At 67.0% G+C, this 26,623-nt stretch carries 23 protein-coding genes; 6 read left to right on the plus strand and 17 right to left on the minus strand.

What is annotated here, in order from left to right; translation table 11 throughout:
• Window position 1 precedes the first annotated feature (1 nt).
• Window positions 2-2,839 carry a phosphoenolpyruvate carboxylase gene (ppc, locus tag ABIA65_RS15820; RefSeq protein ID WP_354524132.1) on the minus strand — a complete coding sequence of 946 codons (2,838 nt, stop codon included), beginning with the start codon at window positions 2,837-2,839 and terminating at the stop codon, window positions 2-4.
• 231 nt (window positions 2,840-3,070) lie between these two features.
• Between ppc and ABIA65_RS15825 the strand changes: the two genes are divergently transcribed.
• Both ABIA65_RS15825 and ABIA65_RS15830 read left to right on the plus strand, forming a co-directional pair.
• Complete coding sequence (locus tag ABIA65_RS15825; RefSeq protein WP_371746793.1) at window positions 3,071-5,986, plus strand: MMPL/RND family transporter; 2,916 nt, start codon at window positions 3,071-3,073, stop codon at window positions 5,984-5,986.
• Between the two features lie 84 nt (window positions 5,987-6,070).
• Window positions 6,071-7,522, plus strand: a complete 1,452-nt coding sequence (locus tag ABIA65_RS15830; RefSeq protein WP_354524133.1) for an amidase — start codon at window positions 6,071-6,073, stop codon at window positions 7,520-7,522.
• A 28-nt stretch (window positions 7,523-7,550) separates the two neighbouring features.
• Here the strand turns inward: ABIA65_RS15830 and secG are convergent, their stop codons facing one another.
• The 11 genes from secG to ABIA65_RS15885 all read right to left on the minus strand — a co-directional run bounded on the left by secG (window position 7,551) and on the right by ABIA65_RS15885 (window position 19,545).
• On the minus strand, window positions 7,551-7,787 hold the full coding sequence (secG, locus tag ABIA65_RS15835) for a preprotein translocase subunit SecG (protein WP_241399166.1): 237 nt from the start codon (window positions 7,785-7,787) through the stop codon (window positions 7,551-7,553).
• Window positions 7,788-7,870: 83 nt separating this feature from the next.
• Entirely contained in the window at window positions 7,871-8,656 is a 786-nt protein-coding gene (tpiA, locus tag ABIA65_RS15840) for a triose-phosphate isomerase (RefSeq protein ID WP_241399167.1), read from the minus strand.
• A gap of 42 nt (window positions 8,657-8,698) precedes the next feature.
• Window positions 8,699-9,910 (minus strand): phosphoglycerate kinase, encoded by a 1,212-nt coding sequence (locus ABIA65_RS15845; RefSeq protein WP_354524134.1) that lies wholly within the window; start codon window positions 9,908-9,910, stop codon window positions 8,699-8,701.
• A gap of 33 nt (window positions 9,911-9,943) precedes the next feature.
• Window positions 9,944-10,966 carry a type I glyceraldehyde-3-phosphate dehydrogenase gene (gap, locus tag ABIA65_RS15850; protein ID WP_241399169.1) on the minus strand — a complete coding sequence of 341 codons (1,023 nt, stop codon included), beginning with the start codon at window positions 10,964-10,966 and terminating at the stop codon, window positions 9,944-9,946.
• A gap of 209 nt (window positions 10,967-11,175) precedes the next feature.
• Entirely contained in the window at window positions 11,176-12,153 is a 978-nt protein-coding gene (gene whiA, locus ABIA65_RS15855) for a DNA-binding protein WhiA (RefSeq protein ID WP_241405683.1), read from the minus strand.
• A gap of 13 nt (window positions 12,154-12,166) precedes the next feature.
• Complete coding sequence (gene yvcK, locus ABIA65_RS15860) at window positions 12,167-13,180, minus strand: uridine diphosphate-N-acetylglucosamine-binding protein YvcK (RefSeq protein ID WP_354524135.1); 1,014 nt, start codon at window positions 13,178-13,180, stop codon at window positions 12,167-12,169.
• Window positions 13,177-14,100: an RNase adapter RapZ gene (gene rapZ / locus ABIA65_RS15865; protein WP_371746794.1), complete on the minus strand. Its 924-nt coding sequence runs from the start codon at window positions 14,098-14,100 to the stop codon at window positions 13,177-13,179. The genes yvcK and rapZ overlap by 4 nt, the downstream gene beginning before the upstream one ends.
• A gap of 11 nt (window positions 14,101-14,111) precedes the next feature.
• On the minus strand, window positions 14,112-16,097 hold the full coding sequence (gene uvrC / locus ABIA65_RS15870; RefSeq protein ID WP_354524136.1) for an excinuclease ABC subunit UvrC: 1,986 nt from the start codon (window positions 16,095-16,097) through the stop codon (window positions 14,112-14,114).
• Window positions 16,098-16,107: 10 nt separating this feature from the next.
• The gene (locus ABIA65_RS15875) at window positions 16,108-17,475 is read right to left on the minus strand and encodes a Mur ligase family protein (protein ID WP_354524137.1); all 1,368 of its coding nucleotides are present in this window, start codon (window positions 17,473-17,475) and stop codon (window positions 16,108-16,110) included.
• Window positions 17,438-18,820 carry a MurL-like N-terminal domain-containing gene (locus tag ABIA65_RS15880; protein WP_354524138.1) on the minus strand — a complete coding sequence of 461 codons (1,383 nt, stop codon included), beginning with the start codon at window positions 18,818-18,820 and terminating at the stop codon, window positions 17,438-17,440. Before ABIA65_RS15880 ends, ABIA65_RS15875 begins: the two co-directional genes overlap by 38 nt.
• A complete protein-coding gene (locus ABIA65_RS15885; protein ID WP_354524139.1) occupies window positions 18,817-19,545 on the minus strand; it encodes a hypothetical protein in 729 nt (242 codons plus the stop codon). The genes ABIA65_RS15880 and ABIA65_RS15885 overlap by 4 nt, the downstream gene beginning before the upstream one ends.
• A 192-nt stretch (window positions 19,546-19,737) precedes the next feature.
• On the opposite strand from ABIA65_RS15885, the gene ABIA65_RS15890 reads away from it, so the two are divergent.
• Complete coding sequence (locus tag ABIA65_RS15890; RefSeq protein WP_354524140.1) at window positions 19,738-20,208, plus strand: GNAT family N-acetyltransferase; 471 nt, start codon at window positions 19,738-19,740, stop codon at window positions 20,206-20,208.
• On the opposite strand, the gene ABIA65_RS15895 is transcribed toward ABIA65_RS15890, so the two are convergent.
• Genes ABIA65_RS15895 through ABIA65_RS15905 form a run of 3 tightly spaced genes read right to left on the minus strand, consistent with a single transcriptional unit; the run spans window position 20,201 to window position 22,454 of the window.
• Window positions 20,201-20,656 (minus strand): PH domain-containing protein, encoded by a 456-nt coding sequence (locus ABIA65_RS15895; protein ID WP_354524141.1) that lies wholly within the window; start codon window positions 20,654-20,656, stop codon window positions 20,201-20,203. The two genes, ABIA65_RS15890 and ABIA65_RS15895, sit on opposite strands and share 8 nt — an antisense overlap.
• Window positions 20,653-21,129: a 6,7-dimethyl-8-ribityllumazine synthase gene (gene ribH / locus ABIA65_RS15900; protein WP_354524142.1), complete on the minus strand. Its 477-nt coding sequence runs from the start codon at window positions 21,127-21,129 to the stop codon at window positions 20,653-20,655. The genes ABIA65_RS15895 and ribH overlap by 4 nt, the downstream gene beginning before the upstream one ends.
• The gene (locus tag ABIA65_RS15905) at window positions 21,126-22,454 is read right to left on the minus strand and encodes a bifunctional 3,4-dihydroxy-2-butanone-4-phosphate synthase/GTP cyclohydrolase II (protein ID WP_354524143.1); all 1,329 of its coding nucleotides are present in this window, start codon (window positions 22,452-22,454) and stop codon (window positions 21,126-21,128) included. Before ABIA65_RS15905 ends, ribH begins: the two co-directional genes overlap by 4 nt.
• Before the next feature lie 348 nt (window positions 22,455-22,802).
• On the opposite strand from ABIA65_RS15905, the gene ABIA65_RS15910 reads away from it, so the two are divergent.
• On the plus strand, window positions 22,803-23,237 hold the full coding sequence (locus ABIA65_RS15910) for a DUF1942 domain-containing protein (protein ID WP_241399190.1): 435 nt from the start codon (window positions 22,803-22,805) through the stop codon (window positions 23,235-23,237).
• Between the two features lie 3 nt (window positions 23,238-23,240).
• On the opposite strand, the gene ABIA65_RS15915 is transcribed toward ABIA65_RS15910, so the two are convergent.
• Window positions 23,241-23,894, minus strand: coding sequence for a riboflavin synthase (locus ABIA65_RS15915; RefSeq protein ID WP_354524144.1), 654 nt, complete (start codon window positions 23,892-23,894; stop codon window positions 23,241-23,243).
• 195 nt (window positions 23,895-24,089) lie between these two features.
• Between ABIA65_RS15915 and ABIA65_RS15920 the strand changes: the two genes are divergently transcribed.
• Window positions 24,090-24,803 (plus strand): LppX_LprAFG lipoprotein, encoded by a 714-nt coding sequence (locus tag ABIA65_RS15920; protein ID WP_354524145.1) that lies wholly within the window; start codon window positions 24,090-24,092, stop codon window positions 24,801-24,803.
• Between the two features lie 11 nt (window positions 24,804-24,814).
• Window positions 24,815-26,404: an MFS transporter gene (locus tag ABIA65_RS15925; protein WP_241399193.1), complete on the plus strand. Its 1,590-nt coding sequence runs from the start codon at window positions 24,815-24,817 to the stop codon at window positions 26,402-26,404.
• A 15-nt stretch (window positions 26,405-26,419) separates the two neighbouring features.
• Here ABIA65_RS15925 and ABIA65_RS15930 read toward each other — a convergent pair whose 3' ends face one another.
• Window positions 26,420-26,572 (minus strand): hypothetical protein, encoded by a 153-nt coding sequence (locus ABIA65_RS15930; protein ID WP_241399194.1) that lies wholly within the window; start codon window positions 26,570-26,572, stop codon window positions 26,420-26,422.
• Window positions 26,573-26,623 lie beyond the last annotated feature (51 nt).

The raw sequence follows: 26,623 nt of genomic DNA on the forward strand, positions 1-26,623 counted from the left end.
GCTATCCGCTGTTGCGCAACGCGGTCGCCAGCCCGCTCATGGTGAGCAGGATGCCGCGCTGCACGAGTTCCTCGGCGTCGCCCGCGCGGAAGCGGCGCAACAGTTCGACCTGCAGGTGATTGAGCGGTTCCAGGTACGGGAACCGGTTGAACACCGACCGCGCGAGCGCCGGGTTGTCGGCGAGCAGATCGTCCTGACCGGTGATCAGCTTGTGCATGCGCAGGGTGCGGCGGTACTCGTCGACGATCTTGTCGAAGACCCTGTGCCGCAACGCTTCATCGTCGACCAGTTCGGAGTAGCGCGCCGCCAGACCCATATCGGCCTTGGCCATCACCTGGGCCATGTTGGACAGCACGGTGCGGAAGAACGGCCAGCGTGCGTACAGGCTCTGGAGCACCTCGATGCGCGCCTGCGGGGTTTCGGGGCCTGCGGCGATCCACTCCTCGAACGCCGTACCCGTGCCGTACCAGCCAGGCAGCATCACTCGCGACTGGCTCCAGGCCAGCACCCACGGTATGGCGCGCAGGTCGGAGATCGCCGTGGTGGGCTTGCGGGAGGCGGGTCTGCTCCCGATGTTGAGCGCACCTATCTCACTGACCGGCGTGGACTCCTTGAAGTACTCCACGAAACCCGGTGTCTCGTGCACCAATTCGGAATAGGACCGCTGTGCTCTTGCGGCCAGATCGTCGAGCACCGCGTAGGCGGGCTCGGCCTCGTCTCCCAGGCCCTCAACGTCGAGCAGTGTCGATTCGAGTGTCGCGGCCAGAAGCGTCTCGAGGTTGCGGTGGGCTGCGCGCGGCTCGGCGTACTTGGCCGCGATGACCTCACCCTGCTCGGTGATCCGCAGCGAACCCTGCACCGCTCCGGGCGGCTGCGCGAGGATGGCGTCATAACTGGGACCACCTCCGCGACCCACGGTGCCGCCGCGGCCGTGGAACAGCCGCAACCGGATCCCGGTCTTGCTGGCCGACTCCACCAGGTCCAGCTCGGCGCGATAGAGCGCCCAGTTCGCCGCGAGGTAGCCGCCGTCCTTGTTCGAGTCGGAGTAGCCGAGCATCACCTCCTGGTGCTCGCCGCGGGCGTGCACCAGTGCGCGATACAGCGGGAGGTCGAGGGCGGCTTCGAGTATCGACGAGCCGCGCTGCAGATCGTCGATGGTCTCGAACAGCGGCACGATGCCGACGGGGCAGTACACCCCTCCCACAGGAGCCGCTCCGGCGGCGACCTCGCCTTGGGACGCGTCGAGTAGGCCTGCCTCCTTCAACAGGATCGCCGCCTCGAGCATGTCCGACACCGACTGACACATCGAGATGATGTAGTTCGGCACCGCCTTGGGCCCGAACACCCGCACCGCCCGGCTCGCGGCCGCCACGATGTCGAGTTCCTTGCGGGCGAGCTCGGACAGCTCAGCGCCCGCGCCGACGAGCGGCCTGCGGGTGGCGAGTTCGGCGACCAGTACCTCGATGCGCTGCTCCTCGGGCAGCGATCGGTAGTCGGCGTGCACTCCCGCCCAGGCCAGCAGTTCGGCGACGACCTCCTCATGCACGTCGGAGTTCTGCCGCATGTCGAGGCCGGACAGGTGAAAGCCGAAGACCCGCACGGCCTCCCGCAGCCGGGCCAGCCGATCGTCGGCCAGCAGCACGCTCCCGTTGGACCGCAGTGAGCTGTCCACGACGTCGAGGTCGGCCAGAAACTCCCCCGGCGTCTCGTATCGCGGCACGTCGAGGGCCAGGAGACGCTCCGGTTGGCGGTCGAGAATCTCCGCGGCCGTCGCGGTGAGCCGGCCGTGGATCACCCGCAGGGCTCGCCGGTAGGGCTCGTCGGCCCGCGCCGGTTCGGCGCACGCGTCGGCCAGGGCAGCCAGTTCGTCGCTGATCGACACCAGCCGCACCGACATCGACAGCTCCTCCTCCAGCGAGGTGAGCTCGTCGAAGTAGTGCGCAAGCGCCGTGTGGGCCGCGCTTCCGGTCGCCAGTCGCACCACCTCGGCGGTGACGTTCGGATTGCCGTCGCGGTCACCGCCGATCCAGGACCCCGGCGCCAGGATCGGCTCGTCCAGGATGTGCGCGTCGGGCCAGCGCGCCTGAAGCGCGGCGCGCACCTCAGCGTTGACCGCAGGGATGACCTCGAAGAAGGCTGCCGGGTAGTACCGCAGACCGGTCTCGATCTCGTCCTGGATCTTCAACCGCGACAGCCGGATCAGCGCCGTCTGCCACAGCACCAGAATGTTGCGGCGAAGCTCGAGTTCAATGCTGCGACCGTCGTCGGTACGGGTGTGACCCTGGGCGTGCAGACGCATCAGCTCGGTGACGCGGTGCTGGGTGTCGAAAACGGTGCGGCGGCGCGTCTCGGTGGGGTGCGCGGTGATCACGGGTGACACCAGCGCACCGGTGAGCGCGTCGGCGACCGTGGCGGCGTCCAGGTCGGCCGACTCCAGCTTCAGGTACGTCGCCGCCAGGCTGCTGTCCTGCGGCGGTTCGCCCGCCGCGACGTGGACGGCCCGTCGACGCTCCCGGTGGATGTCCTCGGCGACGTTGGCGAGCAGGGCGAAGTGTGTGAAGGCACGGATGACGGGGATGGCCTGGTGGATGTCGATGTCGTCGAACAGACCCGCGAGTTCGCTGCGGTCGATCTCGGACCGGCGAACCCGGAACGACTCGACCCGGGCACGCTCGACGAGGTCGAATACCGCTTCGCCACTCTGCTCGCGGACGGTGTCGCCCAGGATCGTGCCAAGTAGCCGAATGTCCTCCCGCATCGGCTCGGTGGCCTCACGACCGACCTCGGTGCGACGTACCGAGCCGATGGGTTCGAGACTGATGTCCGCGCCGTCTGCCATGCGTCCAGTATCGGTGTGCGCGGAACCCGTCGCAGGGCGAGGGTCCACGGCGCCTGGCAATTACCTGTGAATGTGCTGTGAGCTGCGAGGATGGGTGGTCGCGCCCGACGGTCGCGCCCGATTGACAGCAGACACTTTGACAGGCTAGATAGATGACGCGCGACGGCGCACCGTGTGACGCGTCGGCCTCCTCCGGCCCACGGAGGACGGCCTGATCTAGGGGGCAAGCGAGTGGACGTCGAGTCGAGTCCAGGGCATTCGAAGGCAGCGCATTCGAAGCCCGAGCGACCGAGGATCGCGCGGGCCATCCACCTCCTGGCAGTCCCCATCGTGCTCGGCTGGCTGGCACTGACGGTGTTCACCAATGTCGCCGTACCGTCGCTTGAGGAGGTCGGCCAAGCGCACACGGTGTCGATGAACGCCAAGGACGCACCGTCGATGGTGTCGATGAAGCAGATCGGCAGCAACTTCGAGGAGTTCGACTCCGACAGCAGCGCGATGATCATCCTGGAGGGCGAACAGCCGCTGGGGGCCGACGCCCATCGCTTCTACGACGAGCTGGTCAAGAAGCTCCAGGACGACACGGTTCACGTCGAGCACGTGGCGGACTTCTGGAGTGATCCGCTGACGGCCTCGGGCTCGCAGAGCAATGACTCCAAATCCGCCTACGTCCAGATCTATCTGCGCGGCAACATGGGCGAGACGCTGTCCAACGAATCGGTCGACGCCGTCCGCTCCATCGTTGACGAGACACCTGCGCCGCCGGGCATCAAGGCCTACGTCACCGGTGGCGCGGCGCTGACGGCGGATCAACACCACGCCGGTGACAAGAGCATGATCAAGGTCACCGTCATCACCCTTCTCGTGATCGCCGGCATGCTCCTTGTCGTCTACCGATCCTTCGCCACCATGATCCTGGTGCTGCTGATGGTGTTCGTCGAGCTCGGGGCCGCCCGTGGCATCGTCGCGTTCCTCAGCTACTACGAGATCATCGGGCTGTCGACGTTCGCGACAAGCCTGTTGACGCTCATGGTGATTGCGGCGGGAACCGACTACGCCATCTTCGCCATCGGCCGATACCAGGAGGCGCGCGGCGCGGGTGAGGACCGAGAGTCCGCCTTCTACACCATGTTCGGCGGCACCGCCCACGTCGTGCTGGGGTCAGGTCTGACCATCGCCGGCGCCATGCTGTGCCTGTCCTTCACTCGACTGCCGTACTTCCAGACCATGGGCGTGCCATGCGCGGTGGGCACGTTCGTCGCCGTCATCGCCGCGCTGACCCTGGGGCCCGCGGTGATCCTGCTGGGCGGACGCTTCGGCCTCTTCGAACCCAAGCGCAGCATCCGGTCGCGTGGCTGGCGCCGGGTGGGCACCGTCGTCGTCCGGTGGCCCGGCCCAATTCTGGTCGCGACCATCGCCCTGGCCCTTGTCGGCCTGCTCACGCTGCCCGGCTACGCGACCAACTATGACAACCGCGTCTACGTGCCCGCTGACATGCCGGCCAACCTCGGCTACGCCGTCGCGGACCGGCACTTCGACACCGCCCGGATGAATCCGGAACTGCTGATGGTCCAGAGCGATCACGACCTGCGGAACTCCACCGACTTCCTCGTCATCGACAAGATCGCCAAGACGATCTTCAAGACCCCGGGCATCGCGCGGGTCCAGACCATCACGCGGCCCGAGGGTAAGCCGATCGAGCACACCACGATCCCGTTCATGCTCAGCATGCAGGGCACCACGCAGACGCTCAACGACAAGTACACCCAGGACCGCAACGCCGACATGCTGGTGCAGGCCGACGAGATGCAGCGCAACGTCGACACCATGGAGAAGATGTCGAGCCTGATGACGCAGATGGCCGACGTCACTCACCAGATGGTGGCTCAGACCAGGAACATGACGATCGACGTCGCCGAATTGCGCGACAACATCGCCAATTTCGACGACTTCTTCCGTCCGATGCGCAACTTCTTCTACTGGGAACCGCACTGCTACAACATCCCCGGCTGCTGGGCGATCCGATCCATCTTCGACACGCTTGACGGCATCAACACCATGACCGACGACATCCAGGCACTGCTTCCAGACCTGGAACGCCTCGATTCGCTGATGCCTCAACTGGTCACACTGCTGCCTCAGCAGATCGAGACCATGAGGTCGATGAAGGACATGATGCTGCGGCAGTACGCCACGCAGCAGGGCCAGCAGCTTCGGCAGCAGGAGGCCTCGGAGAACTCGACCGCGATGGGCGACGCCTTCGATCAGGCTCGCAACGACGACTCGTTCTACCTGCCGCCGGAGATCTTCGACAACGAGGACTTCAAACGCGGTATCAAGAACTTCATCTCACCCGACGGCAAGTCGGTCCGGTTCATCATCAGCCACGAGGGCGACCCGGCGACGTCGGAGGGCATATCGCACGTCGACAAGATCAGGACCGCAGCCAAGGAGGCCATCAAGGGCACTCCGCTGGAGGGCTCCACGATCTACCTGGCCGGCACCGCCGCCACCTACAAGGACATGCGGGACGGGGCGCACTACGACCTGCTGATCGCCGGAATCGCCGCGGTGACACTGATCTTCATCATCATGCTGGTCATCACGCGCAGTGTGGTCGCATCGGCGACGATCGTCGGCACGGTGCTGCTGTCCCTCGGCGCGTCGTTCGGCCTATCGGTGCTCCTCTGGCAGCACCTCATCGGTCTGGAACTGCACTGGATGGTGCTGCCGATGTCCGTCATCCTGCTTCTGGCGGTGGGGTCTGACTACAACCTGTTGCTTGTCTCGCGGCTCAAGGAGGAGCTGCCCGGTGGCCTGAAGACCGGCATCATCCGCGCGATGGAGGGCACCGGCTCGGTCGTCACCTCGGCCGGCCTCGTCTTCGCGGCCACCATGGCGACATTCGCCTTCAGCGATCTGAAGGTCATGGCCCAGGTCGGCACCACCATTGCGCTGGGGCTGCTGTTCGACACGCTGATCGTGCGATCGTTCATGACCCCGGCCATCGCGTCGCTTCTGGGGCGCTGGTTCTGGTGGCCGCAGATCGTCAGGACCCGCCTTCACCGCGGGTGGCCCAAGGTCCCCGATCCCGACAGGGACGCAGACCCGGACAAGGACACCACCTCCGTCACCGCAGGGGTGTGACGGGGCCTCACGGGCCCGACACCGAATTCTGTTGCGCGAAGCGCGGTTTTATGTCCCCTGCGGCAAGCCGATAGCGTCGGATTCATGGAGCGAAGTTTTCAATCGGCCGAAGATCTCGCGACGGCGTTGCGTGCCGGTGAGGTGACATCGGTGGAACTGACCGACGAGGCGATCGCCCGCATCGAGCGGGACGACAACGCGATCAACTCGGTCTGTGTGCCGGACTTTGATCGTGCGCGGGTCGCCGCACGCGGTGCCGACCAGGCGCGCGCTCGCGGCGAGGATCGGCTGCTGCTCGGTATCCCCGTGACGGTCAAGGAGTCCTACAACATCGCCGGGCTGCCCACGACCTGGGGCATGCCCCTGCACAGGAACTACATGCCGGCCGAGGACGCAGTCCAAGTGGCGCGGCTCAAGGCCGCTGGCGCGGTGGTGCTCGGTAAGACCAATGTGCCGTTCATGCTGCAAGATCTGCAGAGCTTCAATGCGATCTACGGCACCACCAACAACCCGTGGGATCACGATCGCACGGCGGGCGGATCCTCCGGTGGATCAGCGGCTGCCCTGGCGTCCGGATTCGGCGCGTTGTCCATCGGCTCGGACATGGCCGGCTCACTGCGCACCCCCGCGCATTTCTGCGGCATCTACGCACACAAGCCCACACTCGGGCTGGTGGCCGACCGCGGTATGGTCCCGCCGCCCGCACCTGCATTGCCTGCCGTCGGCGACCTAGCGGTCGTCGGTCCGATGGCACGCACTGCCCGCGACGTCGCGCTGCTGTTGGACGTGATGGCTGGACCGGACCCGCTGACACTGGGTGTTGCGTTCGACTTGGCTCTGCCGCCAGCGCGCCACGCACGGCTGTGCGACTTCCGTGTCCTGGTCCTCGACGAGCATCCGCTCATTGCGACCGGGTCCGCTGTGCGAGCCGCCGTGGATCGGGTCGCCGACGCGCTTGTCGACGGCGGCGCGACGGTCCAACGGCACAGTCCGCTGCTACCTGACCTGGTCGAAGCCGCCACGCTCTACATCGAGCTACTGACGTCGTATGCCGCCGCGAGTTATCCCGTGGAGAAGTACGAACAGCTGCGGACCGACGCCGCTGGACTGAACCCTGACGAACGGGAATTCGACACGGCGTGGTTGCGCGGCCCGGTGTTCAGCCACCGCGACTGGATCGAGGCGAACAACCGTCGCGAACTCCACCGCCACCGCTGGCGCCAGCTCTTCGCCCAGTTCGACGCCTTGGTGTGCCCGATAACGCCCACTCCCGCGTTCCCCCACGACCACGAACTCACCCTGGCGGAGCGGCACATCGACATCGACGGCGTCGAGTACCCGTTCGCCGACCAATTCGTCTGGGCCGGCCTGGCGACCATGCCCGGCCTGCCCGCCACCGCCATACCAGCGGGACGCTCACCCGAGGGCCTACCGGTGGGAGTTCAGCTCATCGGCCCGATGTTCGAGGACCGCACCCCACTGCGGCTGGCCGAACTACTGGAACAGAGCATCGGCGGCTTCCACCCACCGAAATAGGGTGCGCCAGCGGCCGTGGTCAGTGCAGCTAGACGCCGTACTTGATCTGCAGTCCAACGCCGATGATCGACACCAGCCAGATGCCGGTGACGAAGTAGGTCAACCGGTCCAGGTTCTTCTCGACCACGGTCGAGCCCGAGAGGCTGGACTGCACGCCGCCACCGAACAGGGTTGACAGGCCGCCACCCTTGGCACGGTGCAGTAACACCAGCAACACCACCAACAGGCTGGTGACGACGAGGGTGATCTGCAGAGCCAGGAACATGGCGACCAGAGTACAGTCCTGGCGCCGTCAGCCGGAAACCGCCTCGCCTACCGCAGGACCGAGTCCGAGGCGGCAGCCGCAGGTCAGGGCAGAGGTCCGCCCGCGGCGATCGCGGACAGGATCGCGAACTGCTCGCCGTCGAGTGACGCCCCGCCGACCAGGGCACCGTCGACATCGCCCTGGGCGACGATCTCGCCGACGTTCTTCGCGCTGACCGAACCGCCGTACAGGACCCGCACCGTTGCCGCGATATCGGCCGAGGCGAGTTCTGCGAGTTCGGTCCGGATCGCCGCGCACACCTCCTGGGCGTCGGCTGCACTGGCGACTCGTCCGGTGCCAATCGCCCACACCGGCTCGTAGGCGATGACCACCGCGGCGATCTGCTGGGCCGACAGGCCCGCCAGCGAGCCCTTGAGTTGGCGCACGTTGTAGGCAACGTGGTCACCGGCCTCGCGGATCTCCAGGCCCTCCCCGATGCAGACGATCGGGGTCAAACCGTGCTTGAGCGCCGCGGCGGCCTTGGCGGCCACCAACGCGTCGTCCTCGTTGTGATACGTCCGACGCTCGGAGTGCCCGACGACGGCGAACGTGCACCCGAGCTTGGCCAGGAACGCACCGCTGATCTCGCCGGTGTATGCACCGGAGTCGTGCTGCGACACGTCCTGCGCACCGTAGGTGAGCCGCAGCTTATCGCCGTCAACAAGCGTCTGAACGCTGCGCAGATCGGTGAACGGCGGGATGACGGTGACATCGACCTTGTCGAAGTACTTGTCCGGCAACGAGAATGCGATCTTCTGTACCAGTGCGATGGCCTCGAAATGATTGAGGTTCATCTTCCAGTTGCCGGCGATCAGCGGCTTGCGGCTCACGTGTGACTCCTCGTTGGTCTGTACTACTGAAGGACGTCGGTGTTACTGAAGGACGTCGATACCGGGCAGGTCCTTGCCCTCAAGGTATTCCAGGGATGCGCCGCCACCGGTCGAGATGTGCGAGAAGCCATCCTCGGGAAGTCCGAGTTGGCGCACCGCTGCGGCTGAGTCGCCACCGCCGACAACACTGAACGCGCCCTTGCCGGTGGCGGTGATTATGGCCTCCGCGACACCCTTGGTGCCTGCGGCGAACGCCGGGAACTCGAACACACCCATCGGCCCGTTCCAGAACACCGTCCTGGCGTTGGACAGCAGCGCGGTGAATCGCTTGACCGACTCCGGGCCGATGTCCAGTCCCATCTTGCCCTCGGGGATCTGATCGGCGGCTACCGTCTCCGCCGGTGAGTCGGCGGCGAAGCGCTCGGCGACGACGATGTCCACCGGCAGATGGATGACATCGCCGTACTCCTCGAGGAGCTTGCGGCAGGTGTCGATCATCTCCTCCTGCAGCAGCGAGGTCCCCACCGAAACACCCTGTGCCGCAAGGAATGTGAAGCACATTCCGCCGCCGATGACGATGCTGTCGGCCTTGGTGGCCAGGTTCTCGATGACGGCCAGCTTGTCCGACACCTTCGAGCCGCCCAGCACGACGGCGTAGGGACGCTCCGTCGAACTGGTCAGCTGCTCGAGCACCTTCACCTCGGTGGCCACCAACGTCCCCGCGTAGTGCGGCAGCAGCGTCGCAACGTCATACACCGACGCCTGCTTGCGGTGCACCACACCGAAGCCGTCGGAGACGAAGGCACCGTCATCACCGACGAGTTCGACGAGCGCCTTGGCCAGTGCGAGTCGCTCGGCGTCGTCCTTGCTGGTCTCCCGTGGGTCGAAGCGGATGTTCTCCAGCAGGAGGACATCGCCGTCGGTCAGACCCTCGGCTCGGGCCAGCGCGTCGGTGCCGACCACATCACCGGCCAGCTGCACGTGCCTGCCCAGGTGTTCGCCGAGCGCCGCCGCGACCGGAGCCAGCGAGAACTTCGGATCCGGCCCGCCCTTCGGACGACCGAGGTGGGCGGTGACCACGACCTTGGCTCCGGCATCGGCGAGTGCCTTCAGCGTCGGCGCCGAGGCGATGATCCGCCCCGGATCCGTGATGGCGCCAGTGTCGTCGAGCGGGACGTTGAGGTCGGAGCGCACCAGCACACCCCGACCCTCGACGCCCTCGGCCAGCAAATCGTCAAGCGTCTTGACGGCCATGCGAGTGCCTGTCCTCCCGTTGCTTCGCTCGCCCTAGAGCGACTTGCCGACCAGCGCGACGAGATCGACGAGACGGTTGGAGTAGCCCCACTCGTTGTCGTACCAGGACACAACCTTCGCCTGGTTGTCGATCACCTTGGTCAGGCCCGAGTCGAAGATCGAGCTGTGCGGGTCGGTGACGATATCGCTCGAGACGATCGGCGCGTCGTAGTACTTCAGGATGCCCTTGAGCTTGCCCTCGGCGGCGGCCTTCATCGCGGCGTTGATATCCGCGGCGCTGGCCGACTTCGCGAGCTCGGCGGTCAGGTCGGTGACCGAACCCGTGGGGATCGGCACCCGCAGCGCGTAGCCGTCGAGCTTGCCCTTCAGCTCCGGGAGCACCAGGCCGATGGCCTTGGCGGCACCCGTGGAGGTCGGCACGATGTTCAGCGCGGCGGCGCGCGCACGGCGCAGGTCGCTGTGCGGACCGTCCTGCAGGTTCTGATCCTGGGTGTAGGCGTGGATCGTGGTCATGAGGCCCTTGACGATGCCGAACTCATCGTTGAGCACCTTGGCCAGCGGGCCGAGGCAGTTCGTGGTGCACGACGCGTTGGAGATGATGTTCTGGCTGCCGTCGTACTTGTCATCGTTCACGCCGAGAACGATCGTGATGTCCTCATCGCTCGCGGGAGCGGAGATGATGACCTTCTTGGCGCCCGCGTCCAGGTGCCCCTGGGCCTTGTCGCGCTTGGTGAAGATGCCGGTGGACTCGATGACGACGTCGACGCCGAGGTCGCCCCAGGGCAGCGCCGCCGGACCTTCCCTGACCTCGAGTGCCTTGATCTTGGTGTCGCCGACGACGATGGTGTCCTCGCCCTCGAGGCTGACCTCGTAGGGCAGCCGGCCCAGGATCGAGTCGAACTTCAGCAGGTGAGCGAGCGTCGCGTTGTCGGTGAGGTCGTTGACCGCGATGATCTCGATGTCGGTGTTGGCACCCGCGGCCTTCTGCGCGTCGAGTGCCCGGAAGAAGTTCCGTCCAATGCGACCGAAGCCGTTAACGCCTACGCGGATGGTCACGCATGTCTCCTTAGTCGGTGATGAACTGCCCGCGAACAGCCTAGTAGCGAACGGATGAGTCCGTGCAGGCTGGTCAGTGCAGGCGGCCACGCCGAGGAATTCGCCCGCCTCGACTGTGGCGCTTGTCGTCGACAAGTCGGCCGATTCTCGACGAGAAGCCCCACACTCGGCGCTTGTCGGACACTCGTGCGCAACCGGGCGCCGGGCGGTCAGGCGTCGTCGAGCAGGTCCGCGGTGACCGCGGACTCCGTGTCGGGAATCCCATCCTGTTTGGCCTTGCGGTCGGCCATCGACAGCAGTCGTCGAATCCGGCCGGCCACAGCGTCTTTCGTCATCGGCGGTTCGGCCAGCCGGCCCAGCTCCTCCAGCGAGGCCTGGCGATGCTCAACGCGCAGCCTGCCTGCGGCAGACAGGTGATCCGGCACGGTGTCGCCAAGGATGTGCAGCGCCCGCTCGACCCGTGCGGCGGCAGCCACCGCCGCACGCGCAGAGCGCCGCAGGTTGGCGTCGTCGAAGTTGGCGAGTCGGTTGGCCGTGGCCCGGACCTCGCGCCGCATCCGGCGCTCCTCCCAGGTCAGCCGCGTGTCCTGGGCACCCATCCGGGTCAGCAGCGCTCCGATCGCCTCACCGTCGCGCACCACCACTCGGTCGGCTCCGCGTACCTCACGCGCCTTTGCGCCCACACCCAGACGCCGCGCCGCACCGACAAGCGCCAGCGCCGCCTCCGGCCCCGGGCAGCTGATCTCCAGCGCCGACGACCGGCCCGGCTCGGTGAGGGATCCATGCGCCAAAAACGCACCACGCCAGGCGGCTTCGGCGTCACCGACGCTGCCGCCCACCACCTGGGCGGGCAGTCCGCGAACGGGTCGTCCGCGCAGATCCAGTAGGCCGGTCTGGCGGGCCAGGGCCTCACCGTCCTGCGCGACGCGCACGACGTAGCGCGTGCTCTTGCGGAGGCCCGAGGCCGACAGCACGTGCACGACGGCGTTGTACCCGTACAGGTCGTGGATGTCCTTGCGCAGCCGGCGGGCGATGATGCCGAGATCGACCTCGGCCTCCACCACCACACGGCCGGCGACGATGTGCAGTCCCCCGGCGAAGCGCAGCAGTGACGCCACCTCGGCGCGCCGCGCAGTCACCGAAGTGATCACCAGCCGACTCAGTTCGTCCTTGACCTCGGCAGTCATCGCCACGAAATTCTCACCTCTCGTCGACCGGCCAGGCGGCGGGTGTAGGAATCGTTTGCTCCTGCTGTGTGCGGTTGGACCCGTTCCCCCGTAGTCTCACCCGCTCCAGAGCCGCTGCCAGTCTCGCAGGGTCATGTAATGGTGTACCAGGTCGGGACACCTCGGCAAACTCGACTGCGGCGTCTAGTATCGCGGCCGTTCGCCTGAGCTGTTCGCGCTCCCGCTCGCTGGGCACGCTCGCGGCGTCGACCACGATGTCGTGCACGGTGAAACCGGGTGCATGCTGGGCCAACACATGCAGGTGGCGCTCGGCGGAGAAGCCGGCGGTCTCCCCCGGCTCCGACACCAGGTTGAGCACCAGGGCCCGTCGTGCCGTGGTGGCCTGCAACGCGGCGGCGAGCTGCGGCACCAGCACGTGCGGTATGACGCTGGTGAACCACGAACCCGGGCCGAGCACCACCAGGTCGGCTGCCATGATCGCGTCGACGGCCTGCCGGGTTGCTGGCGGATTGCCCGGGTGCAACCGGACGCGTCGCACCTTGCCGACTGTGGTGGCCACGGCGACCTGGCCGCGGATCACCCGGCTCATCCGCGGGTCCGCGTCCAGCCCGGCGACGTCGGCCTCGATCTGCAATGCGATGGGACACATCGGCAGAACCCGGCCCTTGAGGCCCAGGACACGGCCGAGTTCATCGAGTGCGGCCACCGGGTCGGCCAGCACCTCGTTGAGTCCGGCCAGGATCAGGTTGCCGATCGGATGGCCCGCCAGCGCGCCGCTGCCGCCGAAGCGGTGTTGCAGGATGGTCGCCCACAGCTGACCGTGCGGGCTGTCGGATGCCAACGCCGCCAGTGCCATTCGCAGATCACCCGGTGGTATCACGTCGAGTTCGCTGCGCAGCCGCCCTGAGGATCCACCGTCGTCTGCCACCGTGACCACCGCGGTGACGTGAGGGGTGAGGCGCCGCGCCGCAGACAGCGTCGCGTACAGCCCGTGGCCACCCCCGAGGGCAACGATGCGTGAACTCATTCACGCCCCAGATCTCGGTGCAGCACGCGCGCGGTGACGTGGTCGCCACGCTCCAGACGCGCAGCGAGGGCCTCCGCGATGGCCACACTGCGGTGCTTGCCACCAGTGCATCCGATGGCGACCGTCATGTACCGCTTCCCCTCCCGGCGATAGCCGTCGATCACGACCTCCAGCAGACGATGGTAGGTGTCGAGGAACTCACCCGCTCCCGGTTGACCCAGGACGTAGTCCCGCACGGCCGGGTGCTGCCCGGTGTGCGGCCGCAGGTCGTCGACCCAGTGCGGATTGGGTAGGAAGCGCACGTCCATCACCGTGTCGGCGTCCATCGGCAGGCCGTACTTGTACCCGAACGACTCGACCGTGACGCTGGTGTCCGCGATGGCCTCGCCGCCGAAGGCGCGTTCAACGCTGGCGCGCAGATCATGTACCGACAGTTTCGACGTGTCGATGATCAGGTCCGCCGCCGCCCGTATCGGTTCGAGCATCGTTCGCTCGGCGCTGATGCCCTCGGCCAGCGTATGCGCTCCCTGCAGCGGGTGGCTGCGCCGGTTCTGCTCGTACCGGCGCACAAGCATGTCGTCGGAGGCCTCGAGGAACAGCACCCGCGGGGTGATGCTGCGCGTGGCGAGTTCGTTGCGGACCCAGTCCAAGTCGCCGGTGAAGCCTCGAGACCGAACGTCCATCACCACCGCGAGACGCGTGATCCGCGAGCCTGCCGCCAAACCCAGCTCGACCATCTGCGCGATGAGTTCGGGCGGGAGGTTGTCGGCCACGTACCAGCCGAGGTCCTCGAGCACCTTCGCGGCGGTTCCGCGGCCTGCGCCGGACAACCCTGTGACGAGGACGACGTCGATGCCACCCTCGGAATGTTCGGCCGCCCCCTGCCCACTGACACCGCTGTCCCGCACGTTCTCGCTCATCTCCTGACCCGTCATTCCGAAACCCCGCCCCGATCATCGCCGATCACGGCCTCGACCGCGTCGGCTTCGGCGAGCACGGCGGGGGCACTGAGGGCTTCGAGCACCGATTTCGCGGTCGCGATGCCGATCCCGGGCACCGCGGTGATCTCCTCGACACTTGCCTCCTTGAGTCGCGCCACCGAGCCGAAGTGGGTGACGAGCGCCTTGCGCCGGTGTTCGCCCAGGCCTCGCACCGAGTCCAGTGCGGACGCCGTCATCCGCTTGGATCTCTTGCTTCGGTGGTAACTGATCGCGAACCGGTGTGCCTCGTCGCGTACCCGCTGCAGAAGGTAGAGACCTTCGCTATTGCGCGGCATCACGACGGGATCCGGTTCGGCGGGTACCCAGACCTCCTCGAGACGCTTCGCCAACCCGATGACCGCGACGTCGGTCACGCCAAGTTCCTCGAGTACCGCAGCTGCCGCATTGACCTGCGGGGCGCCGCCGTCGACCACAAACAGGTTCGGCGGGTAGGCGAACCGTCGCGACCGACCCTCGGCAACGAGCGGCCGCTCAGCGTCGGCGACGTGCCTCGCGAAGCGGCGGCGCGTGACCTCGGCGATGGACGCCACGTCATCGGAGCGGCCGTCTCCCGCCGCCTCGCGGATCGCGTAGTGCCGGTAGTCCGACTTCTTCGGCAACGCGTCCTCGAAGACCACCAGGGAGGCCACCACGTCGGTGCCCTGCACATGGCTGATGTCCACGCACTCGATGCGCAACGGAGCATCCGCCAGGCCGAGAAAGTCCTGGATGCTCTGCAGTGCAGCCGATCTCGCGTTGAAGTCGCCCGCGCGCTTGAGCTTGTGTTGAGCGAGCGCATCCTGCGCGTTGCGCTGCACGGTCTCGGCCAATGCCCGCTTGTCACCGCGGTATGGCACCCGCAGCGAGACCCGCGACCCGCGCAGACCGCTCAACCAGGTGCCCAGTTCCTCGGCGTTGTCGGGCAGCACGGGCACGAGGACCTCGCGTGGAACGGGGTTGGTGGCCTCGTCGGCCGCTCCGCCAAGCTCGGCCTGATCACCGTAGAACTGCGTGAGGAACTGTTCGACCAATTTCTCCGGGCCTGATTCCCCCGGCTCACCGGACTTCTCGACGACCCAGCCACGCTGGCCCCTGACCCGTCCGCCGCGGACGTGGAAGACCTGCACCGCGGCCTCCAGGTCGTCGTCGGCGAAGGCGACCACGTCGGCGTCGGTACCGTCCCCGAACACGACGGTCTGCTTCTCCAGTGCGCGCCGAAGCGCACCGATGTTGTCGCGCAGCCTGGCGGCCCGCTCGAAGTCCAGTTCCTCGGCGGCGGCACTCATCTGCCGCTCCATGTCACGGACCAACCGGTCGGTCTTGCCCGACAGGAAATCGCAGAAGTCGGTGACGATGGCCCGATGCTGCTCGGCGCTGACCCGCCCGACGCACGGCGCCGAGCACTTGTCGATGTAGCCCAGTAGGCAGGGCCTGCCGATCTGGTTGTGTCGCTTGAACACTCCGGCCGAGCAGGTGCGCGCCGGGAACACCCGGGTGAGCAGGTCGAGGGTCTCCCTGATGGCCCATGCGTGCGAGTAGGGCCCGAAGTAGCGGACGCCCTTGCGACGCGGCCCGCGGTAGACGAAAAGCCGCGGATACTCCTCGTTGAGGGTGACCGCCAGCACCGGGTAGGTCTTGTCGTCGCGGTACCGGATGTTGAACCGCGGGTCGAATTCCTTGATCCAGTTGTACTCGAGCTGAAGCGCCTCGACCTCGGTGCTGACGACGGTCCACTCGACGCTGCCCGCGGTGGTCACCATCTGCCTGGTCCGGGGGGCGAGGCTGGAGATGTCGGCGAAGTAGGACGTCAACCGGCTGCGCAGGCTCTTGGCCTTGCCGACATAGATCACCCGGCCGTGCGTATCCCGGAACCGGTAGACGCCCGGTTGGACCGGGATGGACCCGGGCGCGGGCCGGTACGTCGATGGATCAGGCACGGGTTCCAGGTTAGTTCGACGGGGCGACGTCGCCCGAAGGGCTAGTGGTCCGGCCGGCCAGAGCGTCGATGAAACCGCAGTACGCCGCGGCCTTGGCCTCGTAGTTGGCGTACAGGTCGTAGCTCGCAGCACCCGGGGACAGCAGGACGACATCGACCTCGGGCACGGCGGCCGCCGCGCGCACGGCCTCCTCAAGGTCGGCGACGACCCGGGTCTGGCCGGGATGTTCCCTGGCGAACCCGCGGCCGATCGCGACGCCGTTGGAGGGCGCTTGGATCAGCGTCACCCGGCGCGCACCGCTACACAGGTAGTCATCAACCTGGTCGTAGTCGAGTTGCCGGTCCATGCCGCCGACGATCAGCGCGACATTGGCCTCTGGCCGCATGGCCCGCAGTGCCGCGACCACGCTCTCGCCCGTGGTCGCCAGGGTGTCGTCGATCCACGAGATGGCGCCAGTGGAACGAACAGTCTGCAGCCGGTGCGGCAAGCCACCGAAGGTGCCCGCCGCAGCGTCGAAATCGGCCTGTGGCACAGGCGCACCCGTCATCTCCGTGATCGCAGCCACGGCCAACGCGCCGTTTACGGCGTTGTGCGCGAAGCCCATCACCGACCCCGACACTGCCGAGACCACGGTCGCGGGGTCGATCAGCCGCAGCGACGGCGGCAGGTCGGTGATGCCGATGCCCGCCAGCCTCGTCACCACCTCTGGGGTGCACACCAGCGAACGGGACCCGAACCGAAAGACGTTGGCCTTCGCCGCGTAGTACGAATCGGTACTTCCGTGCCAGTCCAGGTGGTCCTCGTACAGGTTGGTGATGACCGCAACCGCGGGCGATGCGGTGAGCAACGCCGCCTGCTGGCTGGACAGTTCGGCGACCACCACCACATCGTCATCAGGTGACAGATCTGACAGCGGGGTGCCGATGTTGCCCGCCACAACGGCCTTGACGCCCATCGAGCCGAGGAGGTGACCGATGAACGACGCGGTGGTCGACTTACCCTTGGTACCTGTCACGCCGATCGTCTGCGCACCCCACCGGGATACGAACCAGTCTGCGGCACTGGAGATTCGGACGCCGGACTGCCGGAGTTCGGCGAAGAAGGGTTGGTGCCACGGCACCCCGGGGCTGACGAAGACGATGTCGCATTCGCTCAGTCGGCCGAGGTGCTCCGGGCCACGGAACACCGTGAGACCCTCGATGCCGTCGGGCGTCTCGAACGGTCTGCGACCGACGTCGTCGACCGCGTCGATGCGCGCGGCACCGGCAGCAGCGGCGGTGCGCGCCATGGAGATACCCTCGCGGCCGAATCCCCAGATGCCGACGACCCGTCCCGCGAGATCAGGCTGGGGCACGGTCATCCCGACGATTCTGGTCATCCAGCTCGTCCAGCTCCTCCAGGCTCACCGCGTACCGCGCGGGCACGTAGTGGACCGCGGTGCCGGTCTGATCGTCTGTGGCGGCGACCGCCATCAGTTCGTCGTGGCGCGCACGCAGCGCCTCGACGATCGGAAGGCCCTGCCATTCCCTGTCATCGAGGACCGCGAGGAGCGCCTCGGCCGCCTCGTAGTACTCACCGACGCACTCGAAGGGCTTGTGCACGCCCAACCCGACGATGTCCTCGATACCCGGCTGATTGTCGCCGACCGCGAACAGGTTCTGGCCAAAGATCTCCTCGAGGCGGGTACGCCCGAGCCTCGGCGCCATGAGCAGGAACACGAAGAGGCACTTCGGGCAGTGCCCGCACCACGTCGCGCCGCGGCGTCCCGCGTCGATCGCGAACGGCCGGTTGCAACTGATGAACGCGTCGAAGTACTCGGGACACGCGCGGAACCGGTCGGCGATCTCGGACTCCGAGAGACCGCGCAGCAGTGAGAAGTATCGACCGGGGTTCATACCGTGCTGCGCCAACGTGTTCCGCAGCAGGGTCTCGAAGGTGATGCTCTTGGACCACTGGTGGTTGACGTCGCGACCCATCCACGACACGTTGCCGACGTTGGACGACCGCTCGTTGGAAAAGACCACCGGTCCCAGGCCGCGGGCATCGGCGACGATCAGCCCGATGACGCTGTTGATCGCGGTCACCGGCACGTGGCCGTTGTGCGCGCCCCTCGCGTTGACCTCGATCAGGCCGCGGTCGATCGATCGGGTGACCCGCGTGCTCGTCAGGCCGCTTATCTCGATGCACCGGTCGATGGGGTCGAACTTGTTGACGCTGAACAGCACTGGGTCGAATCCGTGGCGTTTGAGCGCCTCGATGGTCACCACCGAGTCCTTGCCGCCGCCCACGGGCACGAGCGGTGGACGGTTCTCGTCGAAGTCCTCGGGTGCAGCTGCGCCGTCCGGAGCCGCCGTCGGCCCCGTCACCTCGGGGGTCAGGGCGGCGGGCAGTGAGGCACGGTACGCGAACTCGCCCAGGCCGCCGGCGATCAGCTCGCGCAGGTAGTCCTTCTCGAAATCGAATGTCGGGAAGGCGATCTCGATGCGCGGCGGCGCCGCGGCCTTGTAGTAGCTCGGCGAGCAGGTCAGGGCCAATAGACGCAACAGCCGGTCGTCGGGCACGCGCGCCAGGTCCGACCCGAAGTCGACGGTCTCGGTGAAGGTCACATCGGCGGCGGGATCCGTGCCGCGCAGCGCGTAGTGCGCGGCGAATCGTCCGTCGACGAGGTCATAGCCGTCGATGGTGAAGACCCGGTACTGCTCGGGTGCGAAGGGTTCGGTCATGGCTGCCTCGTGAACGGCGGGTTCACCGAAGTGTCCACCGGGTAGTCGGTTCCGTCGATGCCGAGCACCGGGTGCGTCTCGAAGTGCGGTGAGATCCACCACGCGCGCGCAGCGTCGGCGGGACACTCATCCACCCGCTCAACGGCGTCGATCAGCCCGCACGCCAGCATCTGATCGAGGATCGAGACGGGTTCGCGATTGTCGACACCCCGGAGTCCACCGGCGGTCTCGAACACCAGCGCACCGAGGAACGGAATCCCCCGGCGACCCGTTCGGATCGTGACGGTGTCGGCACAGCCCTGGCCGGCGAGCCACCGCTGGACCTGATCGGCCTGGCCCTTGCTGGTGGTGCGGGCCGCCATCCGCCGCCAGTGCGGGTCGCCGGACCGGGCTGTCGGCAGGGGTGCGTCGGTGCCCGCCACACGAACGGCCTCGGGGCGCACCGGTCGGATCACATCGCCGGTCACGACGACGCGGGCCCGATCGTCGACGTCCAGCACCGTGACCGCGGCGGCGGCGACGGCGTGTGGCGCGGCGGCGGACACCGCACCCCGGAAGTCGGCCACCGCGTCGCGAAGGGCTGACCGGTCGGGCATCGGGATACCGAAGAACTCCGCGGGTTCGGCCAGGTAGTGCCAGAGGCTCTCGACGTCGGGCGCGACACCAGTGCGGATGGGCAGGGTGATCGTCGGGTTGCCCCCGGGGCGTGTGATGACTTGCGTCACAGGGAGAAGCGGAGTATCGATTCCCTGTAATCCGTGTGTCGGCGTGGGCACATCGTCCGTGGGCGAAACGTCCAACGTCGGCGACGGCGCTGCCATGCGAAAATCGGTCACTATCAGGGCATTCTATCGCACGCGACGAATGGGCCCGCTACTCACCGACGAGCGCTTGCGCGAGGAGCCATCAGATACCGCATGAGCGCACCGAGGGTAGTCAGGGTGAGCGAATCGCAGTGGCGCGCGTTCGCGATGCTGAGGTTGCGCGCGCTCGAGGACACGCTGGGCGGCGACGATTCCCAGTACCGGCACGAGGTCACGTTCACGGCCGCGCAATGGCGACGCAGGCTGCGCGAGCACGCCCAGTTCGCGCTGCTTGTCGACGACCGGATGGTGGGGTTGATCGGGGCTCAGCGCGAGACGTTGGATTCGGTGTACCTGTACTCGCTGTGGCTCGAGCCCGCCGTGCGGCACCGCGGTCTGGCACACCACCTGTTGGAGGCGGCGGTGACATGGGCTCGCGACGAGCGGGTGAAGGCCGTCACGCTGCGCGTCAACACCGGCAACGACGCCGCCCGCAGCGTCTATGAGGGCCTCGGGTTCGCCGTGGATCCCGCCGCGGCCCGCAGGCGCGACGGCGAGGTCACGATGCGTCTGGTCGTCAGCTGACGTCGCTGCGATACCGCTGCATGAGTTCGCGGACCCGGTCCATCGAGTCGACGGCGCGTTGCTTGTCCACCGCCTGGATGGCCATGGCGGGTATGTACTCGTCGTCGGGTAGGTCGACCCGGGCCCACCGGGCGCCGTCGGAGAACGACACGTCGACGACGTCGGACCACGGGATCAGGCGGTATGCCAATAGATTTCGCACCGCGATCCCCGATGGCCCGACCCGAAGCCGCGGCCGCGCGAACAGCAGCACAACGCAGGCGATGATCACGCCCAGGGTGCCGATGCCCACCTGGTCGGAGGTCTGGAAGATCACTCCGCTGGACCCGACCTTGAGCAGGAAGCCGACCGCGATGTGAGCGGCCGCGATGAGAAACGCCGCGCCGTAGGCGAAGTACGGCGTGAGGTGTGGCCGCACCTCCAGATCCCACTCCGCCGATGTGGTCATGAGTTCGCGATATCGCGGAGCGTCAGCGCCGTCGCCAAGGCAGCCGCGGCGGCCTGCGCACCCTTGTCCTCCGCAGACCCCGGCAAGCCGGCGCGGTCGAGGGCCTGCTGTTCGTCGTTGACCGTCAGCACGCCGTTGGCCACCGGGGTGGACTCATCCAGCGACACCCGGGTGAGCCCCTGGGTGACGGCATCGCACACGTAGTCGAAATGTGGGGTCCCGCCGCGAATCACCACGCCCAACGCCACCACCGCGTCGTACTGCGCAGCCAATGCCTGTGCCACCACCGGAATCTCGATTGCCCCCAGCACGCGCACCACGGTGGGCGACTCGACACCGCAGTCCTTCGCGGTGCGCAGCGCACCGTCGAGCAGCGCGTCGCAGATGCGGTCGTGCCACGTGCTCGCCACGATGGCCAGGCGGATACCCGAGGCGTCAACGACCGGGAAGTCCGGAACGCCCGCGCCGCTCATGACGCGCCGCCGGGCTCGTCGGCGGTCGGTGGAAGCCGATCACCCAGCAGATAGACGGCCTCGTCGTAGCCGTCCATCTTGACCGCCTCTTCGTAGTCATCCAGCCCGGCCAGGTCGTGACCCATCCGGTCGCGCTTGGTCATCAGGTAGCGGATGTTCTCGGAGTTCGCGCGCACGGGCAACGGCACCCGCTCGATGATGTGCAGCCCATAGCCGTCCAGCCCGACCCGCTTGGCCGGGTTGTTGGTGAGCAGGCGCATCGACTTGACGCCGAGGTCGGCCAGGATCTGCGCGCCGATACCGTAGTCGCGCGCGTCGGCGGGCAGGCCAAGCTTGAGATTCGCGTCGACGGTGTCCTCGCCGGCATCCTGCAGCTGGTAGGCCTGCAGCTTGTGCATCAGGCCGATCCCCCGGCCCTCATGCCCCCGCATGTAGAGCACAACGCCACGGCCCTCGCGCGCGACCATGGCCATCGCGGCGTCCAACTGGGGCCCGCAGTCGCAGCGGCGGGAACCGAAAACATCGCCCGTGAGGCACTCGGAGTGCACCCGGACCAACACATCGTGGCCGTCGGCCTCGGTGCCCGAGAGATCGCCGCGGACCAGCGCGACGTGTTCGACATCGTCGTAGATGCTGGTGTAGCCGACGGCGCGGAACTCGCCGTACCGGGTGGGGATCCGCGCCTCGGCGATCCGCTCGATGTGACGTTCGTGCTTACGACGCCACTCGATGAGATCGGCGATGGAGATCAGTGCGAGGTCATGTTCGTCGGCGAAGACGCGCAACTCGTCGGTCTGGGCCATCGAGCCCTCGTCCTTCTGGCTGACGATCTCACAGATCGCGCCCGCAGGCTGCAGACCGGCGAGCCGCGCCAGGTCGACGGCGGCCTCGGTGTGTCCGGGCCTGCGCAGCACGCCACCGTCCTTGGCGCGCAGCGGCACGACGTGGCCGGGCTTGGTGAAGTCGCCGGCGACGGCCGTGGGATCGGCAAGCAGACGCATCGTCGTGGCGCGATCGGACGCCGAGATGCCGGTTCCGACGCCGGCCTTCGCGTCGACCGTGACGGTGTAGGCGGTGCCGTGCTTGTCCTGGTTGATCGCATACATCGGCAGGAGGCCCAGTCGGTCGCAGACATCGCCATCCAGCGGTACGCACAGGTATCCCGAGGTGTAGCGCACCATGAACGCCACCAACTCGGGCGTGGCCTTCTCGGCGGCGAAGATGAGGTCGCCCTCGTTCTCGCGGTCCTCGTCGTCGATGACGACGACGGCCTTACCCGCGGCGATGTCGGCTATCGCCCGCTCGACGGAATCAAGCCTCGTCATCTGTTTGCCACCTACTCCAGGTAGGCGATTTCGGTGCGCGCGACCACGCGTATCGCGGGTCAGCGCTCGAACTCGCCGGGGACCAATCAATCGACTTCAGTATGAACCACGCTGACGCCCGGGTTATTGCCCGCTCCCGACCAGCGGGGCAGGCGGTGCGCAAATGCGTGTAAACCGCCGTGGCGTTCAAGCCGCGAATGAAATGGGTGACGGCAATCTGGGCCTGCTTCCGGGCATGGGCTCAAATTCTGGAACGCCGACGCCTTGGTGCTGCGATTTCGCGTTTCACCAGCGATTCGGAGGGGAATTTCGCTCTGTGGACAACGTTGTCACACGAGGGGAGTCAAGGTGAAGCTCAACAAGCTAGCGACATCGATTGGCATCGTCGCGGTCGCGGTCGGCGTCGCTGCCAGCACGCTTGGACCTGCGTCGGCGGCCAGCAACATCAAACCGTTCGGTCAGCCGGAGACACTGATCGGCCCTAACGGTGCCCCGCAGGTCACCTACATCGTTCACGGGCTGAATCCGAGTTCCGCCCCGGTACCGCACAACGGCCAGTTGTATGAAGCAAATGTGACCGTCGAGGGCGGGAATCCGTTCATGCCGTTCTTCAACGCCCGCGCGCAGGACGGGGCGATCTACCCCGTTATCGGCGGCTCGGTGCCCGGCACGATCTTCTTCGACGTCGTCGGCCCTGTGCCGAACAGCGTCGTCTACAACGATGGTGTTCAGGATCTTCTGGTGTGGATTCCCGGACAGCCGCAGGGAGGTACGCGTCCGTAGCGGCTACACAGTGGGCGCTGGGTCGGCGTCGCCGCCGTCTTTATGTAAAAGCAGCCGCTCGACGTACTTGGCGATCACGTCCACCTCCAGGTTGACCGGGGTGCCGACAGCGGCGCGGCCCAGGGTCGTCATCTCCAGCGTGGTCGGGATGAGCGACACCTCGAACCAGTCCCCCGATGCGTCGTCCCCGGAATTGTCAACGCCGAGCGCGGACACCGTGAGCGACACACCGTCGACCGTGACCGACCCCTTCTCGACGACGTAGCGAGCCAGTTCCGGGGGCAGTGCGACGCGCACCACCTCCCAGTTCTGCGACGGGGCCCGAGAGATCACGTGGCCGGTGCCGTCGACGTGGCCCTGCACGATGTGTCCGCCGAGCCGGCTGTTGACGGCCGCGGCGCGTTCCAGGTTGACCCGGCTACCCACGTCAACACCGCGCAGACTGGACCGGTTGAGGGTCTCGGCCATCACGTCGGCGGTGAACGCACCGTCGGGCAGCACGTCCACCACGGTGAGACACACGCCGTTCACGGCAATTGAGTCGCCATGCCCGGCGTCCGTGGTGACGAGTGGACCGCGGATGACGAATCGCGCGGCATCCACGAGATCCTCCTTGCCGACGATCTCACCAAGCTCTTCAACGATTCCGGTGAACACCGAACAAGGCTACGACGCCACCCTTGCCACCGCCCGAGCGCCCGCCGGTCGTCCCGCGCGCCGCCCTCACCAGCGAAACAGCGACACCCCGATGAACCTTTTTCGCGAGAATGTCAAGGTCAGAAACCACGAGTCGACCGATTCCAGCCCACCGGACCCGCGGTCCACCCCGCGACACCCTCTACGATGCAAATCATGCAGACGCGCCCCCGGCTTGCCGTCCTCGTATCAGCCCTTACAGCAATCCTGACCGCCACCGTGCTGGTCGCGGGATGCTCCTCGTCCAGCAAGGAGTCGACCGAACCGCTGCCCGACGCGGCAACGCTGGTGGCGGACGCGACGAAGACCACACTGGCCCAGAAGAGTGTCCACCTGCAGCTGTCGGTCAATGGCGAGATCAAGGCACTGCCCATCGCCTCGCTGACCGGTGATCTGACCCTGACTCCGGCGGTCGCGGCCTCCGGCAAGGCCGACATCATCTTCCTCGGCCAGAAGCTCGAGGGTGTCGAGTTCGTCGTGCTTGACGACACGCTGTGGGGCGCCATCACGCCGGGCAGCTGGCAGGACTTTGGTCCCGCCGTCGACATCTACGACGTGGCGGCGATCCTTAAGCCCGACACCGGGCTGGCCAACATCGTCGCCAACTTCTCCGACCCCAAGGCCGAGGGGCGGGAGAACGTCAATGGCGTGGACACCGTGAAGGTGACCGGAACCGTCAGCGCCGACGCCGTCAACAAGATCGCTCCGCAGATCGGCGCCACCGGCCCCGTGCCCGCCACCGCCTGGATCCAGGAGGAGGGTGACCATCAGCTCATCCAGGCCAAGCTGGAGCCGACACCCGGCAACACCGTCCAGATGACGATGTCCGACTGGGGTAAGCCCGTCACCGTCACCAAGCCCGCGGTGTAAGGACACACCAGATGTCGCAGACCTCAACAGGTTCGGCCAACAGCCGTCGGATCGCAATCAGTGCGGGCGGTCTCGCCGTGCTGCTCGGCGCCCTCGACACCTATGTCGTGATCACGATCATCCGCGACATCATGATCGACATTCAGATCCCGATCAACCAGATCCAGCAGGTCGCGCCGATCATCACCGGCTATCTCGTGGGCTACATCGCGGCGATGCCACTTCTGGGACGTGCGTCAGACAGGTTCGGACGCAAACTGCTGCTGCAGGTGAGCCTCGTCGGCTTCGCCGTCGGATCCATCATCACCGCGATGTCGGGCGATCTGACGGTCCTGGTGATCGGCCGCATCGTGCAGGGCATCGCCAGCGGTGCACTGCTGCCCGTCACGCTCGCGCTGGCCGCCGACCTGTGGTCGGAGCGCAAACGCGCTGCCGTGCTCGGCGGTATCGGTGCCGCGCAGGAACTCGGCAGCGTGCTCGGCCCGCTGTACGGCATCGCGGTGGTGTGGGCGCTCAACAGCTGGCGCGACGTCTTCTGGATCAACGTCCCCATGGCCATCATCGCCATGGTGATGATCCACTTCAGCATCCCATCGCGGCAGAAGCGCGAGGGCCCGGCCGAGAAGGTCGACGTCGTCGGCGGACTTCTGCTGGCGCTGGTCCTGGTGCTCGTGGTGTTCGGTCTCTACAACCCCGCCCCGGACGGCGAGCACGTGCTTCCGGAGGGCGGTTGGATACTGCTATGCGGGGCGGCGGTTGCCACAGTCGCCTTCTTCACGTGGGAGAAGTTCGCCAAGACCAAGCTCATCGACCCGGCGGGCGTGCACTTCCGACCGTTCCTGTGCGCACTCGGTGCCTCGTTCGCCGCAGGCGCCGCACTCATGGTGACGCTCGTCAACGTCGAGCTCTTCGGCCAGGCGGTGCTGGGGCTCGACCAGAACCAGGCCGCCTTCCTGCTGATGCGCTTCCTGGTCGCGCTGCCCATCGGCGCCCTAGTGGGCGGCTGGGTCGCCACCAGGGTCGGTGACCGCATCGTCGCGTTCGTCGGACTACTCATCGCGGCGTACGCGTACTGGCTCATCTCACACTGGCCCGTCGACCTGCTGGCAGCGCGTCACGATCTGGGCATCTTCACGCTGCCCGCGATGGACACCGATCTCGCCCTGGCCGGAATCGGTCTCGGCCTGGTGATCGGCCCACTCACCTCGGCGGCACTGCGCGTGGTTCCGTCGATACAGCACGGCATCGCCTCGTCGGCAGTGGTGGTCGCTCGCATGACGGGAATGCTCGTCGGTGTGGCGGCACTGTCCGCGTGGGGGATCTATCGGTTCAATCAACACCTGGCGGAGCGCCTGGCAGCGCAGCCTGCGCCGTCGGCCGACACACCTGGCGGCCAGTTGGTTGCCGGAGTCACGCGTGTGGCGAAGGCGTCCGTCGAGGCGTACGCACTTCAGTACGGCGAGATCTTCGGCATCACGGCGATCGTGTGCATCGTGGGCGCGCTGTTGGGGCTGTTCATCAGCGGCAGGCATGAGGTCGCCGATGCTCCCGACGCCGATCCCGATCCCGATCCGGCCGAGGTCATCGAGGCCAACCGGTAGACCCGGCCGGCCCTCTCAGCAGCGCTCGATACCGGGCGTCTGCAATCTGAACTCGTGGCGTTTGGGGCCGGGGCCACTCAGCACCGCACGCAGCGGCCGGCAGACCATTTCCTTGATGGTGCTCTGATCGACTGGGCGAATACCGAGCCAGTCCTGCAGGGCAGTCATGTTCCTGTCCTTTGTTCGTGCTTACCTGCGCGCGAACGTCGTTGGTAAGGC

The sequence above is a fragment of the Mycolicibacterium sp. 624 genome (genome assembly GCF_040548615.1).
GTDB lineage: Bacteria > Actinomycetota > Actinomycetes > Mycobacteriales > Mycobacteriaceae > Mycobacterium.